The following is a 15,579-nucleotide window of genomic DNA, read 5'->3' as shown; positions in this document are numbered from 1 at the left end:
CCACAAGCCTGGATGATCTTTCGCCAGTACTCTGCACGGACTTCGTGGGTACACTGATCCATAGTCTTTAGTCCTCCTTGAAAAATCTATTGGTTTTCTCAAGTATGCACTAAAAATGGTTTTAGTGAAAGGCGAGTGGTTTGACCTTTACGCTCAGGCAGGCATGAACATCCCTGCACTCGGCACAACTCATGCAGATTATTTCTATGGAGATATTCCATGCACGCGGGAACTGAGTAAAGAAGAGGTCATGGAAGCCTACGAACTGAATACGGGCAAAGTGATAATCGAAACGGTTGAGAAGCTTGGATATGATCCGATGGCAATTCCGGGTATTGTTGTTAAGAACCATGGACCGTTTGCATGGGGAACAAATCCTGCCAATGCTGTGTACAACGCTGTGGTCATGGAGAAGGTTGCGGAAATGGATATCAAGACATTAGCTTTGAATCCGCAGGCCGAGATGAAGCAGTATGTGCTTGATAAGCACTACATGAGGAAGCATGGACCGAATGCTTACTATGGGCAAAAATAATCTCACATCATAGAAAAGTGAGAACTGATTATTGAATGGAAGATTTAAACGAGATGACTGCTAAATTCGGTCGAGCTGACCGATCAGTTCGACCGAATTTAGCAGTTTATCCACTTATATTCTCTCACCGCAGGTTACTTCTGTCAATAGTCAGGTGGCAAGGCGGGGCGGAATACTGGTGGTTCAAATTTTGCAGATTTCCACAGGTATTGAACTTCCAACGATCATCAGCCCCTCTTCAATTTCTATCTTATACTGCCCCATCAGCTCATCACTTACGCCATTATATTCTGGCAGCATTATCTCATTCCCGCCATCAATCAACGACTGATACTTATTCGTTCCAAGATTATGTTCTTTGAGGATTTCAATCTTCAAAAGGTTCGAATAGCTTTTGGCTTTCGATTCTATCAGTTCAACCACAGCTTTCCTGTTTTCCTCACTATCCGTGTAACCGCCGATAACCGGCAAGCGAAAGACAACCGGCTTGCCGCTGTTCAGTAATGTCACAAGATTGTTTTTATATAGCTCAATCCTTCCACCAAGAGAAGATGAGCACAAATCATCATTCAGAACCTTAATATCAACGTAAAACAGGTCTATATGCTTGATTGCAATGGAAAGCTGTACTGATGAGCAGAAAAGGCTTGTCTCCACAATTGTGTGGATTTGCTCATCATTAAGCCGTTGAAGCATGGGATCAAGCTCTTTCATCTGGAGCATGCACTCGCCGCCGGAGAACGTCACGCCTCCAGGAAGAGAGTCCAGATAAGTAGCCGAATTAGCATTACAGTAGCCATAAAACGACTTATCTTTTATTACTTCAGAATATAGCTCATCTGGGCTATACCATTTCCCATAGGTTCCTTCTTCTTCAACTTTTCCGTTATGATCCATCTTTACATACCTTTGCTCCCTGTGCAGTAAATTTTCCGGATTGCTACACCAAGGGCAGTGTATTGAACAACCTTTGAGGAAAACAGTGGTACGTATGCCCGGGCCATCGTGCAGGGAGAAGCGTTGAATATTGGTGAGAAGGATATTCTTTTCAGGTATCATAGATTGACACCTTCTTTCGTGTTGGCTTCATATTCCCTAAAAATCTCCAAAAGCATTTCTATCACCTGTTCATTTGTAAAACTTTGATCCTGTTTGCACCATTCAAACCATTCAGGCTCTCTTGCTACTTGTCTAATTCTTAATGGGGCAGACTGTCTCGCATTTATAACACCGAATGCACAGACTTGCATCAACCACAGGATAAAGAAATCCTTCCTCGTCCTCTTCCATATAAATAGCACCATGAGAAAGAACATACTTTTCACCAAATTGGCCTATGCTCCCCTCACCGTTATTTTCAAGGAATTTCCTGGTCGGACATACGGCATAACAGGCTCCGCAACCACAACAGTTTTCTCGTTTATTATATAATTCTGGCAGTTCCTTATTCGTGTCCTTTAGTCCACCAGTCTTTACATCATAGGACTTTGCCTTACCGTTCTCCCCTATTACGATATTCTTATATCTGGTTGATTGGTGTGGCGTATACTTTCGCGGCTTTTTTGGCTTTGGCTGTTGATTCATATCTAGCCAATGTCCTTGCTTATCCTGATAAACCAATACCCCATCATCAAATTCGCAATAAGGACTATCTGGGTCTATATCAGAAGCATAAGGAGGTATCCCTTGATTCATCTTAGCCTCTCCTTTACTATTGAATGATAACGGCATATCTTAAACCTCCAAAATTCCATAGACTCACCTACTTGGAATCCATCTTCTTTGCTCTTTTGGCTCTCACCAGATAATTTGTAAGCGGGAACCTCATGATATGATAATAGAGTACATCCTTATTACGACGCACCGATGATTCCAATATGCAGCATTTCTGCTTTGAAATCTTAGCCGCTATGTAATCACACTCACCATCGAATTTATAATCAATCTTCTGCATATAAGAATGGTTCATGAAGAAGTCAACTGATTGTTTCAATCCATCCCTCAGAGATACAGTATTATAAACAGAGTGTCCGATTGCGTTGGAGACTTTGGTATTGTCAAAACGCATATTCGTTCCCTTGTCGCCAACCAGTATTTCATAAAATTCGGGCATATATTTCTCGGTATCAGCTCTATCGAGTGAACAGATATTCGGTTTCCTATTTAATAACTCACAAAGAATCGTATAAACCTCAAGCCATGTTTGTTCACTAGTGCTTGTGATATGAAATGCTTCTTTATAAGCCTTTTCATTCAGTAGCAATTCATAAAGCGTTTTAGCAAAATCCTCCGTGTGCGTTAGGGTGCAAATTGCATCACCATGCTCAAACATAATAACCGGCTTATTGGCCATAATGCGAGCCAACAGAGTATATTGGTCGCCCGGTATGATTGGAAATGGAATTCTGTTTTTACCGTAGGTTACATATGGCCGTATAATTGTATAATTGATGCTGCTTTTCCTCAAAAATTCCTCGCACAGATACTTGTTATATGCATAATCCCATTTTTCGTTTCCAATTTCACTCTGTTCCGTCAGAATCTCATCCTCACACTTCTTCTTATAAGCAGTTGATGAGGAAATAAATATAAATTGTATGAACTGCCCATTTAATATGGACAGTGTGCGTTTCAAATGATTCGGAATAAACGACAGAAAATCAACAATGACATCATATGATGGAATTTCCTTGAAAATCTTCTCTCGTAGTACATTTTCCGGCTCATTTCGAAGGTCAGCTTTAATAAGTTTGACCCTTGGATCTATAAAATGAGTTCTGTTCCCTCTATTAAGGGTATAAACCACATTGCCCTTATCCAAACACGTTTTGGTAAAATCAGTAGATAGTATGCCGCTTCCACCGAGAATCAATATATTCATTATGACCGTTATCTCCTTGCCTTTCAGCCGAATCAATATCAATAAGTATGCCGCTCATTCAACTATGCGCTATCATTGGTTATTTTTCTTTGCCCTTCAGTCGATTATAATAATATCTAATCCAGTTTTTGGCCGATGGCTTAAAATGCTTTTTCAGCGATTCTATCGTTCCGATTTCAAAAGCATCTGTGAAGAATCTTTCTCTAATCGGATTAGCCTTGACGCTCTTAACTGCTGTCCAGTTACCGGCCATCAGTTCTTCTGCATCATATCCCAGATATTCCAGATTATCTTTTATCACATCAAAAATCAGCAATGCACGGTCATTCTGCAAAAGCAAAGCTGATAAGCCTTTATTATCATTAATATTCTGGTTTGATTCGGCAACGCCCCAACAGTCAGAAATGGTGAAATCCGAAGTTCTTTGTAATCCTTTAAAATGACATTCAAAACAGGAGGGTCTTATATTCGCATAAGACAGGTAAGAACGCATAAACATTGTCATGCTGCCCCGCCGCTGCCACACATTCCCATTTTGGTAGTCAACCTTGAAATACCATTTCTTCCACCCGTGCGTTTTTGCCTTAAAGGTGATTTTCTTGATTTCTCCCTTATTTTTGAATTGTCCGTTATATCCTCGCCAAACCAAATCCGAACCTACACCATGGCAAACAAAATCCATTGTGAAAAGATTTTCGTACTTTCTTCCAAGGAAATTCTTAAGACCAGCTATCTCACATGGTGTCCCGGTATAAAAAACTGCCCTTCCACTATCCAACGCAGCTTTAGCTTCTAAGAAGCTGTTACACACATTGCTTTGAGGATATTTTGAACCGCGAAGTCTACCCAGATCGTCCAGAGTATCCACTCTAATATGCTTGACATTACAGTTCCGATCAAATGCGGCTCCAAAAATCACAGCATCCTTTTCTTTAAGAAAATACGTTGCCAGCGTTGTGAATGCACCACCGGACGTACTATCCAATCTCGTTTGCAGGTCTTTGTTGTAGCAAGCATATGCAACAGGAAAGGTAACATCCTGATTAACTAAATTCTCTTGTTCAATTATATTTTCCATCACAAATCCTCCCTCAGACCATTTCGACCCTCAGTGAAGGATCCATATTAATATCTGGAAGATGCCCTTCTGTAGCATTCTCCCTTGCAATAATCTTAGCAGGGTTGCCAATTACGATGGAATGCGGCGGAACATCAAAGTTCACGAAAGTGTTCGGTGCTATAAGCACATCATCACCTATGCTAATATTGCCAACTATTGTCGAATTTGTTCTAATGCAAACTCTGTTCCCAAAAGTAGGATATCCTTTGTGCTTTCCACGTATATCTCTTCCAATAGTCACTCCGTGAGTAATCATAGTCTCATTGCCAAATTTCGCATTCCCATTGATAACTATCTTTCCCCAATGTCCAATCAAAAGGCAGTCTCCAATATTACAGTTACCGAGGAAATCTATCCCGGTTTTCTCTGCCATACGGTTTAACTTTCTTTCGTAGATATAGCCCCACAGGTTGCCTTTATTAACCTGGTATTTACGATAGACAACCACAGTTCTCCATTCCGGAGACTTCTTTTCCTTTCTGGAAAGTGTAACGCCGCCGTTTCGGAATCTGGCATTAAACACCTCGTCCTTTGCTATTTTCCCTTCGTAATCTCTTTTGTTGAATTTAAAGAAGGAAGGGCTACCTATCTTATTTATAATTCTCTTAATATTCATGCAGCAACCTCCCCTAAATAGCCAAGCTGTGAGCTATCAGAATAGGCTGGAAAGACATAACTTGACAAGCCGTACCTGAGAAGAGAACTTCTATTCCCGCATCCAAATATTTTTTGCAGTCAGCATATGCTAAAAACGCCTGGCTTTGATAATACTTGCTACCGCGAATATCATTTAATTCTTCAATGCAGGTAACCGGCTTATGATAGACATCCCATGTCTTCTCGTCAAATGTCGCACCAAATACAACGCCATTATCTTGAAGAACGACTTCAGCAATTGCTGTAAACGCACCACCCGATGAACTATTCATAAGCACTTCATCATCTTGATACCAAGCCATGTACCAATCGCTTTTTCCAAGTTTATTTACCTGTTGCACCATATACATCATTTTCTCCTAGCTCATCGAATTCAACGACCCATTCGCTTTTCGTGGACGAGACAGCATTATTTTCTCTTCACAAGTCGCAGTAGCATATCTTTATTTATCGCAAGAGCAATACACCCCACAAGAGCCATTGCAGCTATCCCAAACCAACTATTCCAAAAATAAAGTGCAGTTTGAATAGCAGAAATTGACAGCATAATTAAGATTCTTTTTAATTCCAATTTTATCGTTATGAACTTTTTAATATCCCTCCACCGAAAAAAGAACATTACTATATAACCCGTAAGAGTGGTCAAAGCCGCTGCCATAAGTCCAAAATAGGGAATGAGCAAAAAATTTAAAACTATATTTGTCAATGCTCCCCAAACACTAGTCAGGAAAGCCCCTTTTGTTTGATAGAACAAAACATAGTATGAACCAAGGTTAGATGCAATAGCATGTGCAACAGCTCCAGCAAGCAGAGGAGGAATATATAGCCAAGAATCAGCATAACTCGAATCAAACAAATAAATGATCATTGGACGAGACACCACTAGAATACCGACATAGCCCAGCATCATAAACACAAAGTAGTTGTTGAATATTCTACTGTAAAAGTTATTACGCTCCTTATCATCGAGAGAGTTGATTGCTGTCGTTTGATAAGCCTGATAAAATATACTCTCAAATGCATTTAAAATCGAAGGGATTTTATTGGAAACAGCGTAGATACCGTTTGCTGCCATTCCCATAAAAATGCCAATAGCATACCGATCGGACACATTCAAGACCCACCACATAACCGTTGTAGGCATAAGTGGAATACAATGCTTTAGCAGTCTTTTTTGATAAGCCTTATCAAGATGCTGTCTTTTGATAACTTTAAAAGGCCTTACATTAATAAAAAGATAGACAAATGTTATAATTTTTGCAAAAAGGAATCCAATATACCAGCCATTCAGGCCATATCTAAGCAAAACAATAAAAAGAAAAGTAAATACCAGCTGGAAAGCCGAGTTCACAACCCCCGAAAAAGCAAATACCTTTATTTTGCCACTTCCACGCTCATACCAACTAAAAATCAAAGTAAAACCATCTATGACCACATAAAGATAAATAATCAATATTACGGGAAGATTCTGATATATCAGAGAAATTGGTATGATGAGCAATGCTCCTATAATTGTACCAATCAAGGCAATCAAAGAGCAATTAGTCAATACTTTATTATTGTCTTCATCCGGATCACTTGTAAAGCGAAAGACACTTTCATAGACATCCGCCATAAGGATTGGCAGCAACAACGAAGCCGTTGTTGTCACCAAGTCCATAGTACCATATTCCGCTGTTGTCAGGTAGTATGAATACAATGGAGCAAGGATAAAGGATATCGCTTTGCTTCCGAATGTTGCTATTCCAATGATCAGAGTGTTTTTCTTTAGCTCTGAAAGTTTACTGCTTTTATTCTGTTCAGTCATACGGCATATTCCTTATATGTTATTAATGGTATACTTAGGGCTACTCTTTAATCGAGTCCATAGATATTATTTTACTTTATCCAATTAACATTTTCATGTAATGCTCTTAAGTAACCCCAGTATCAATGGCAAAATATCACACTTCTTCATAGTCAATCCCTGTAATCAACAAAACAGCCTTTAATCTGAACTCAGTGCGTTTTTTAAATAATCATATCCAATCGTGCGCAGAGCCTCGACCTTTAACCTTACTTGTGTATAATCGATTGCAGAATCAAGCTTTGTAAAGGATTCTTCAATATCAGCGATTATGCGGTTTTCGAGTCCCAGTTGACACAGGATATCTGTCTTTCTGAACTCGCTTCCTGTATTTTCGCACATCGAGAAAAAATTCTTCTCGAAATTGACCGATAGTATAGTTCCATGGTAAGAATCTGTTATAATCATCTCAGCATTCATGATGTTACTTATAAACTCCAGCGGACCAAATTCCGGATGAATTTCAAAGCAATCATCTGGATAGTTTAAATAAACAAAAGGTGTAACCACTTTTACTTTATATCCAGTACGCTCCGAGATTTGTTTAAGCAATGCAATGCGCTCTCTTTGCGGTTTATAGCTACGTAACGAATAATACAAAATATACCTTTCATCTTTGCTCTGTTTTAGGTCCAACAAATCAATCCAATCTTTTCTGGATAGAAGAAACGTAGGATCCGGAACATTGATCGATCCCAATTTGTATTTTTCATTTATTCTTTTATTGCTACTTGCCTCTCTGAACGAAAGATGGTCAAACTGAGAAATGTAGCCGATAATTGAATCAAGCTCCACATCAGACATGTTACTTATCGAAGATGCATAAGAAACCTTCTTGCCGTTAAAGTCAGACAATAAATACGGCTTCATATAATCGATTGCTTGCCCTTCCAGTTCATTTGAATGAAAATTCCAAATCTGATCGCTTCCGCTAACAATACAGGGGTATTCAGCAAATACCTGCATCGCTGCTTCCGGAACTTCAAACTCCTTTGTAAGGCTCAATCTTGACTCGATAAATTGTTCATATGCCTTTGCTCTCTGAAGCCTTTTTCCCCTTACCGGCATCATAATGAGATCCTTAATAAATGTCTTGGAACCAAACGCCGTCCTGTAAAGTTTTTGGTAGTACTGCTTCTGCCTTTTCATTCTATAATTAATAATATCAGCTTCATACCCCAAACGCTTGATTGCTTCTTGCGTAGCTAAAGCCTGTAAAACAGAGCCAAAGTTATAGGCAGAATGATATGTTATAACTCCAACTTTAGTTCTATATCCATTTTCCATAATAGCCTCACATCATTTTAACTCTGATTTTCTTTCCCACAGCCTTACGTTCTTTAACTTCTACAAGCTGTTCCTTCGCAATACTCGAATCCATTGTAATTATCCACGACATCGTCATACATACAGTACATAATATTCTTGACTGAACTACTGTTACAACAAGAAGTGCCATGTAAAGAAATAGGAATCCCAAAACATTCCGATACTTAGGTTGTGAGATATATTTCTTAACTGCAATCACAACCGGGACGATATACCATAGCCCCCACAATAGTCCACCATATGCTAATATTCCACCAAGACCTGTACTCAATCCAGCATCAGTTCTCTTGTAAAGCCTAAAAGGATTAATGCCTTTTAAATTATTATAACCTATCCCGTTAATCGGATCGCTAGTAAAGCATTTTAATGATGCTAAAATATCATCTGTACGAACGGAAGCAGAGTAAACATTGCTAACAAATTTATCTTGGATCACATACGCCCCAAAATAAACTAAAACAGCAATAATCGCAGGTAGGCAAAAGAACTTCAAAAATTTGTTATTCTTTATTCTTTCGTAAAACCTCAAATACATCATTACTGCAATTAGCAAAAGACCAGTCGTTGAAAGAGATGAAGCAATCGAGATAATAATAGACGCAGCCACAATTTTCCGAATACCTTTGACTCTAAGAAATAGCTCATAGTAAAGAGCCAAACATCCAACAAATGTAAGCATTGGGCCTTCTACAAACAACGCTGTATTCCTTACACCGGAATAGCCAAGCGCATACACTTCCTGTCCTTCACAATACAAATGATAATAGTCTTTATACGTATTAGTTCCCCATCCTACCTCATCCGCAGAATAAATAGCCGTTGGACTAATTAGATGGAGATTAGATGCAAACACAAAAAACATCAAACTGAGTAGACATATGACTGCTATGATATTTGTATACTTCTCCCAAAAATCAAGTACAACATCTGTTTTGTCAAAATACACGACTGTGAACACAAAAGGAAGCACGCAAGAGAACATAAACTCATAGCTAAAAAAGCCTCGTACAATAAGCAGCAGCATGCATAATAAATATGCCGCACATAAAACAGAGGCATTTTTTTTGAGTTTTATTTTTCTACGCAACAAAAGCAACAGTACAAAATTTACATTCGTCAAAATATAAAAAATCCGGTTCGGATACACCATGCACATAAGGGAATAGCAATTAAAAATAATCAATAGCGCAAGTGTATATGTAAGCAAAGATATAAGAATCTTTTTCATCGCGTCTCATCCTAACTATGAAAAATATCTGTGTTTCATCCGACGAAGCAGTAACACAATTTTTTCCTTTGTCGGCATTTCAACATTAACGATAGCCACATGCCTTATTTTTTTGTTATTCTTTATCAACCAAACATTCAGAAGCCGTTCACTTAAAAAGCCGTATAGTCTCTTCTGATATGAGTTTAGCTTGCTTAAGTCCACTGTCTTCTCCAATTCAAATAAAACGGAAAAAAGCCACTCACAGTACGCATCAAAAATCTCCGCCCTGCAAAACATCATATTGAACAGTACCGATTTGTTCTGTGCAAAATACTGATCGAACGCCGTTATATATTCCGGATGCATATTTGCTACAATTCTTCTAAGCTCGTCAAAAATTTCCGGGGTACAGCACTCCACAAGAAGTTCTTCTTTTGCGTTTTGCTTAAAGTATTCGATATAAGGAAGAACTATATCAGCCCCCTTTAAGAAACCAAGCATTTCATCATATGTGTAAACATTCGTCATTTTGCTGCTCAGATTACTTTTTCCAAAATAACGTCTGTAATGAACAAGTCCCTTATACTCGTCAGTTGTATTCTTCCAAATCCAATATAAACCTGTAAGCTCACAGAAATTTTGGTTTTTTATTGATATATTATCTCCGGTATTATCTTGCAGATAACCAAGGCGTTCCTTCCCCTCTGCTCCTACTTGTAATGGCACATAGTTTTCCAGTCGAGGAACATCAAATTCTTTATGTGCTGCAATATAAATCATTTTTTCACTCCCAAATACAAACTCATGAAACTCTGCACAGTATCCTCAATAGAATATTTCTCTTCTCGAAGTCTTTTATACGCTTCTGTTCTGTCCCTACGCATACTTCCATAATGGTTTACGTCATCAACCCAACTACTAATATCGGCATCCTCGATTCCTAGGAAGGTTACATCATCTAGCAGCTTTGCCTGTGAGGTAATTTTATCAGAGAATATAACCGGAAGTCCTGATGCTTGCGCCTCTACACCTACGATTGGCAGCCCTTCAAAATGCGAGGGAAGAACAAATACATCCATCGCCATGAATAGCTTTTCAACTTCATTTGAAGTACCGTAGAAAACGAGAATATCATTCAAATTCATTTCTTCCGCTACGGCCTTAATTCTATCTTTCTCCGGTCCTTCTCCAACCAATAGAATCTTAGAATGCATTTGCTTTTCTTTTAGAGCCTTCGCTATCTTGAGAATGTACTCATGATTTTTTTGATAGGCAAATCTACCCACATGACCTATCAATACCTCATCTGTTATCCCCAGCTGTTCCCTGACGTTCTGACGGATATTATCCTTGAAACGGAATTTTTCTAGATCAATTCCGTTTTGGATAATCATAACTTTTTCTTTGGGAATTCCAGGATACATCCATACTGCTGCCACATCAGAACAGGCTACAAAGTCCGTAGCCACATTCTTTAAAAGCATTCTGCATAATCGATGTACCACTACCTTAAAAGTTCTGTGATTTCCATCAACCCCAGCTGCATGTGAGTGAACAACAACACGTTTCACGCCGACTCTTTTTGCAGCCAACGCAGAAACAAGCAATTTATTTGCCACATCAGCATGAATATGGACAAAATCATATTTATTTTCTTCCAGGAGCTTTTTTAGATTTTTATAACAGACAATCTGTTTTTTCCACTTGCTTCCCTCATAGCCTAAATAATAGATTTTACTTCCAAGTGCTTCAAAATGCTCCACATTCTTTTGATTTACGAATTTCTCAATTGCACCTATATCAATCTGTATTTCTTTGCTCGAATGTTCGATTACGTTCTTCACGAGCGAATAAACACCGCCTGTGTGAAGATCATCAACATTTACTTCTAATACTTTTATATGCTTTCCTACCACTTTTCCTACCCCCCCCTTACTCCTTATGTCTGTAAATCCAACAAAATATTTTATAATACGGTAGCTTTAGCTTTATCAGCCTCTTCAAAAACGCCACCTTCCATGTAGAGTTTGAAAAGTCATATAGAAAAAATTTAGGATTCATTATGTATTTCCACAATGGCTTAGGGTCAGCCGCATTTACTACACCAACGCCCAAATGAAACGGATAATTTCCTATTTTTTTGAGCTCGCGTCTATTGGCTTTTTCACAAAGCACCTCTACCCCAAGCAACATGTTTGAACATGTTGCATTCACAAACTCTGAAACGGCAGCTTTGCCAAAATCAGTAGTAAAACGCAACGCTCCGTTTTGAATATCATTAAAAAACTTTCTGTGTTCCTCATCATCCTGACATTCATATGGAGCGAACAAAACCTCGCCGTTGCCACTATAACCCGTAACAGACCCGTGTGGTGCAGAGAAAAAAATCTCAATCAATGCTGTCATTGATGCCAGAAAGCATCTTTTCTCGATATCGTTCTCGCCATTGAGATAAAAGCCCTCGGCCTGACTTCCCGCATCAACAACCGCATCCTCACGGACACCTAAGTAATATCCCTTCCAGTTATATTCCGGGAAGACTTCTTGTAAACAGAACTGCATGGTACAACGCCAGCCAATATCTACGACAACGACATCTTTAGTACAGTTCAATTCATTGATATAATTCTTAATGCCTTCGTAATTCTGATTCGCCTTGTCAATCACATCTGGAAGAATACGATTATAAAACTCTACAAAATATTGGTTTTCTGTCAGTCGATCTCTATAAATAACCGTACTAAGCTTTAAACCAGATGCCACTGCTTCGCTTTCATAGTCTTCAGGATTTAGGTTCAGTTTTGTCAGGAATCCATGCACAGTCATTTGAGCCTGCTCGGACTTTAACATTCTGGCTACTGTTTCTAGTGAGGCATCCTTATGCAATGCTGCTAAAATCAAACTTTTTCTTGATCCAAGAAAATATTTATATCTATCCTCTGCTCCATAAAGTGCTTCATACGCTTTCTTCACAACATAACAGTCCCTTGCAAAGAAAAGAACCGTTACGTTCTGTGGAATCCCGGCATGTAACCATTTCACGAAGAAATAAAGCAGCGGGCCATAAATCTCATAGCCCAGTTTTACATCGTTATATTCTACCTTTTCACCATTTCCAGTAACATCTATAACACTGATACGATTATTTATGAAAGAACTGATCACATTTTTGTCTAAATCGGTTCTTTCACTCTTATGGAGATACTCTGTATTTCTATAATGGGTTGCAATATTTACAGTCGCAATGCCAGCACTTTTTGCGGAAAGGTAATCACCTTTTTTATTGTCTCCTATATGCACCCATCTTTTTATGCCGATATTTTCTTTTTCAGCAACAACCTTAAATAATGCTCCCTTCTGTCTTTTCTGAACTCCATATTCAGCTGAAACGCAAATCGCATCATACCCGACTATTCCGTTATTTCTCAGCAGCTCTTCCACAAACGAAGCAGGCCAGTACATATCAGAGATTATCAATATTCTCTTCCCAGTTTCTTTGCAATAATCGAATACAGCCATCATCAGCTGATTAGCTGTGCATACTGCTGTTTCGACTTCTTTTTCTATTGAGCACAGGTCTGCTGCAATCAGTTCGTTTACTACAGCCTCGCCAACAGTTTTATTGTTTAAACACGCATATATATCGTCAATAGTGACTTCCTTTGAAACATTCTTCTCTCTGGCTTCAGATTCAGCTTTCTTGCGAAACTCTTTAAAACCATCTATCTTTTTGTCATGAGTCGAATTGTACTTTCTTTCCACAAGATCAAATACATCACTCTCTGATTCAACATCTCGTTTAAGCAAGGTGTCAAATACGTCAAATGATACCACATCGTATGGCTGAATCATTTTTATAATATTGTCAGCTGATCTCTGCGGATAGCCGTTCAAAATTTTCTTCAAATCCATCTAATGTGCTCCTATCGGTTCCTTTATATAATGGTTTCTGTTACGCCACTTTTTCCGCAGCTAAAGCTCTCTCAATCAACAAATCTTTATAGCTCTCTGGTAATTCGTTAAAGTACGCAGAAAATCCCCATACTCTAACAATTAGCCCTTTATACTTCTCCGGATGAGCCTTGGCATCAATAAGCGTTTTGCTGTCAATCAAGTTCATCTGCATCTGGAAGAAGCCGGATGCTATTGCTCCCTTCATGAACAGGACAAATTTACCAGTGTTTTCATCAATCAGCGATTCTGTCATAAAGAAGTCGATGACATTGCCGTTAAAACGCTGATCACCGTATTCAAGTTTCCCAGCAAATCCTACGATTTCCGTGTATCCAGCGTCAGTGCAGGAAATATGCGTATTGTATGGTTTCCCACTCTTTCTGCCTGAAAAGTCAGCCGACATCCTCTTGCTCAAGATGTTATAGCCAGGAGAACTCAACCCAAACTTCACTGTACCGCCCAGAGCGTTATGATAGCTCTTTGCTATAGAAGCAATAGAGGATGTGATACGGTTGACCAGCACTTCCACTTCAGCATTATCATGCCCGTAGGACTTTTTAAGAGATGTCACCTCTATAAACATTTCCGGGGCACTATCAAAATTCTCCACTCTCGCCTTATTCATCTCGGCAAGTGAGTATTTCTTATCCTTGAATACCAGTTTTTTGATATTGAACAGACTATCCACCACATTGGAAAGCGCAACTGTCGTAATGCCATAGTTGTTGTATTTGGCAGCGCCTTCGGATACATCTTTTCTCTTTTCAGCGCAGCCATCCATAAAAATGGAAACAAGCGGGTCTTTCGCCCACTTCATTTCATCTACGCTCTGTAGGAACTCTTTAAAACACTTCCCGTTTTCTTTGATATAAGATTCTACCAGCTCTTCAATACTTCTATACTCTACTCCATTGTTAAGAACTGCATCTAGCGCCTTAAAATAGTCGAATACCATAATGTTATTCTGGTCAAGCGACTTACCTACGATATATGGTTCCCAACAAGCTGAAACGCAATACGAGTAGGCGTCCTCATTCGGCATTCCAAATCCTTTAAGAGCAGGAATAACAACCTCATCATTTGAAAACAGTGGGCTTCCAGTCTTTGCTGTAAGACATGACACGGCGAGTTTCAGGAGGCTGTCCGGCATATTCTTTCCAACACGCAGGAATGTCTTCGGATCCGGCTTCTTTAGATTCGCCTGCTCTTTCAGGAATATCTCCGTAAGACCATTGCAAAAATATTTACCGTTGGGCTGATTGCCACCAAGAATAATAATCTGCCCAATATCCCCTTCAAGGGCATCGCTCTTATATTCAGGATACTTGCTCAGATTGCTAAGGAAGTCCGCAATATAAGCAGATGCAGATTCATATGTTAGCAAACCGTCTTTCACATCAGCATCGTATAAATCAGCGAGGATATAGTCCAAACGTCCAAGTCCATTCAAGCGATGCCTCGTCTGCCACATAATCTGATTAAAAAAGAGAATCCGCTGCAATGCCTCATCAAAATGCAGTGCTGGTCTTGAGAGCGTATTCTTAAAATACTCAATCTGTCTTTCCTTATATGTGTTGTCTGATGCCTTTAATGTAGTAAGGATACGAACACGAAGAGTCTCAATACCATCAGCTACAGCTTTCGCTTCCTGCCCATATTCATCTTTTCCAATGTTTCTACTTGCCAGATCATTAAAAGCTCCATGAACAACTTTGTCATAATCCAACGTGAAGTTGCTCAGGATGTTTCCCGGAACGGCGATGGTTTTGCTTTCATCAAGGAAATATACAAAATGGCTGTCTTTATCTAAAGTGACATTCGCATTCTCAAGTAATGCCCTTGTGTCATTCCCTACAGTTCGCTTACCACTCGCCTTGACAGCCTTAATGCTCGAATATGCCTTAGCCACATGCCGCAGCATATCAGCTTTGCCTTTTTCATCAAATTGATGCTTCTTTATGAAAGGAACTACATAGTTCACTTGCCACATATCATTTTTTATTTTAGTCTTTAAGCTCACTGTGTTTCGCCCCTCCATATAACTCTT

The 15,579-nt window shown here is 39.1% G+C and carries 13 protein-coding genes and 1 pseudogene; 1 reads left to right on the top strand and 13 read right to left on the bottom strand.

Features of this window, described 5'->3' with window-relative positions:
* Window positions 1-148 precede the first annotated feature (148 nt).
* Window positions 149-535: pseudogene (locus DXA87_RS07645) on the top strand (class II aldolase/adducin family protein); the annotation flags it as partial.
* A gap of 183 nt (window positions 536-718) precedes the next feature.
* Here the strand turns inward: DXA87_RS07645 and DXA87_RS07640 are convergent.
* The 13 genes from DXA87_RS07640 to DXA87_RS07580 form a co-directional block, all read right to left on the bottom strand.
* Window positions 719-1,594: a 4Fe-4S cluster-binding domain-containing protein gene (locus DXA87_RS07640; RefSeq protein ID WP_015552307.1), complete on the bottom strand. Its 876-nt coding sequence runs from the start codon at window positions 1,592-1,594 to the stop codon at window positions 719-721.
* Between the two features lie 132 nt (window positions 1,595-1,726).
* The gene (locus tag DXA87_RS07635; protein ID WP_015552306.1) at window positions 1,727-2,266 is read right to left on the bottom strand and encodes a 4Fe-4S binding protein; all 540 of its coding nucleotides are present in this window, start codon (window positions 2,264-2,266) and stop codon (window positions 1,727-1,729) included.
* A 31-nt stretch (window positions 2,267-2,297) separates the two neighbouring features.
* The gene (locus tag DXA87_RS07630; RefSeq protein ID WP_015552305.1) at window positions 2,298-3,416 is read right to left on the bottom strand and encodes an NAD-dependent epimerase/dehydratase family protein; all 1,119 of its coding nucleotides are present in this window, start codon (window positions 3,414-3,416) and stop codon (window positions 2,298-2,300) included.
* 79 nt (window positions 3,417-3,495) lie between these two features.
* The gene (locus tag DXA87_RS07625; RefSeq protein ID WP_015552304.1) at window positions 3,496-4,494 is read right to left on the bottom strand and encodes a Coenzyme F420 hydrogenase/dehydrogenase, beta subunit C-terminal domain; all 999 of its coding nucleotides are present in this window, start codon (window positions 4,492-4,494) and stop codon (window positions 3,496-3,498) included.
* Window positions 4,495-4,507: 13 nt separating this feature from the next.
* Entirely contained in the window at window positions 4,508-5,152 is a 645-nt protein-coding gene (locus tag DXA87_RS07620) for a hypothetical protein (protein ID WP_015552303.1), read from the bottom strand.
* Window positions 5,153-5,165: 13 nt separating this feature from the next.
* On the bottom strand, window positions 5,166-5,537 hold the full coding sequence (locus tag DXA87_RS07615) for a coenzyme F420 hydrogenase/dehydrogenase beta subunit N-terminal domain-containing protein (protein ID WP_158553048.1): 372 nt from the start codon (window positions 5,535-5,537) through the stop codon (window positions 5,166-5,168).
* Window positions 5,538-5,602: 65 nt separating this feature from the next.
* On the bottom strand, window positions 5,603-7,000 hold the full coding sequence (locus DXA87_RS07610) for an oligosaccharide flippase family protein (protein ID WP_015552301.1): 1,398 nt from the start codon (window positions 6,998-7,000) through the stop codon (window positions 5,603-5,605).
* Between the two features lie 180 nt (window positions 7,001-7,180).
* On the bottom strand, window positions 7,181-8,326 hold the full coding sequence (locus DXA87_RS07605; protein WP_117503735.1) for a polysaccharide pyruvyl transferase family protein: 1,146 nt from the start codon (window positions 8,324-8,326) through the stop codon (window positions 7,181-7,183).
* A 7-nt stretch (window positions 8,327-8,333) separates the two neighbouring features.
* Complete coding sequence (locus DXA87_RS07600) at window positions 8,334-9,596, bottom strand: hypothetical protein (protein WP_015552299.1); 1,263 nt, start codon at window positions 9,594-9,596, stop codon at window positions 8,334-8,336.
* Between the two features lie 15 nt (window positions 9,597-9,611).
* Window positions 9,612-10,358 carry a DUF4422 domain-containing protein gene (locus DXA87_RS07595; protein ID WP_117503734.1) on the bottom strand — a complete coding sequence of 249 codons (747 nt, stop codon included), beginning with the start codon at window positions 10,356-10,358 and terminating at the stop codon, window positions 9,612-9,614.
* Complete coding sequence (locus tag DXA87_RS07590) at window positions 10,355-11,494, bottom strand: glycosyltransferase (protein WP_242998019.1); 1,140 nt, start codon at window positions 11,492-11,494, stop codon at window positions 10,355-10,357. The genes DXA87_RS07595 and DXA87_RS07590 overlap by 4 nt, the downstream gene beginning before the upstream one ends.
* A 16-nt stretch (window positions 11,495-11,510) precedes the next feature.
* Window positions 11,511-13,490 (bottom strand): haloacid dehalogenase, encoded by a 1,980-nt coding sequence (locus tag DXA87_RS07585; protein WP_015552297.1) that lies wholly within the window; start codon window positions 13,488-13,490, stop codon window positions 11,511-11,513.
* Window positions 13,491-13,530: 40 nt separating this feature from the next.
* Window positions 13,531-15,552 carry a pyruvate formate lyase family protein gene (locus tag DXA87_RS07580; protein ID WP_158553047.1) on the bottom strand — a complete coding sequence of 674 codons (2,022 nt, stop codon included), beginning with the start codon at window positions 15,550-15,552 and terminating at the stop codon, window positions 13,531-13,533.
* Window positions 15,553-15,579 lie beyond the last annotated feature (27 nt).

The sequence above is a fragment of the Desulfotomaculum sp. OF05-3 genome (assembly GCF_003435535.1).
GTDB classification, from domain to species: domain Bacteria; phylum Bacillota; class Clostridia; order Lachnospirales; family Lachnospiraceae; genus Pilosibacter; species Pilosibacter fragilis.
Note: the sequence above shows the minus strand (reverse complement) of the source record. Positions and strands in the feature narration are given on the sequence as shown.

What these genes read in the sequence shown, in the direction of transcription:
- DXA87_RS07640 (WP_015552307.1), bottom strand. Translation starts at nt 1,594, where the DNA reads ATGATACCTGAAAAGAATATCCTTCTCACCAATATTCAACGCTTCTCC.
- DXA87_RS07635 (WP_015552306.1), bottom strand. Translation starts at nt 2,266, where the DNA reads ATGCCGTTATCATTCAATAGTAAAGGAGAGGCTAAGATGAATCAAGGG.
- DXA87_RS07630 (WP_015552305.1), bottom strand. Translation starts at nt 3,416, where the DNA reads ATGAATATATTGATTCTCGGTGGAAGCGGCATACTATCTACTGATTTT.
- DXA87_RS07625 (WP_015552304.1), bottom strand. Translation starts at nt 4,494, where the DNA reads ATGGAAAATATAATTGAACAAGAGAATTTAGTTAATCAGGATGTTACC.
- DXA87_RS07620 (WP_015552303.1), bottom strand. Translation starts at nt 5,152, where the DNA reads ATGAATATTAAGAGAATTATAAATAAGATAGGTAGCCCTTCCTTCTTT.
- DXA87_RS07615 (WP_158553048.1), bottom strand. Translation starts at nt 5,537, where the DNA reads ATGGTGCAACAGGTAAATAAACTTGGAAAAAGCGATTGGTACATGGCT.
- DXA87_RS07610 (WP_015552301.1), bottom strand. Translation starts at nt 7,000, where the DNA reads ATGACTGAACAGAATAAAAGCAGTAAACTTTCAGAGCTAAAGAAAAAC.
- DXA87_RS07605 (WP_117503735.1), bottom strand. Translation starts at nt 8,326, where the DNA reads ATGGAAAATGGATATAGAACTAAAGTTGGAGTTATAACATATCATTCT.
- DXA87_RS07600 (WP_015552299.1), bottom strand. Translation starts at nt 9,596, where the DNA reads ATGAAAAAGATTCTTATATCTTTGCTTACATATACACTTGCGCTATTG.
- DXA87_RS07595 (WP_117503734.1), bottom strand. Translation starts at nt 10,358, where the DNA reads ATGATTTATATTGCAGCACATAAAGAATTTGATGTTCCTCGACTGGAA.
- DXA87_RS07585 (WP_015552297.1), bottom strand. Translation starts at nt 13,490, where the DNA reads ATGGATTTGAAGAAAATTTTGAACGGCTATCCGCAGAGATCAGCTGAC.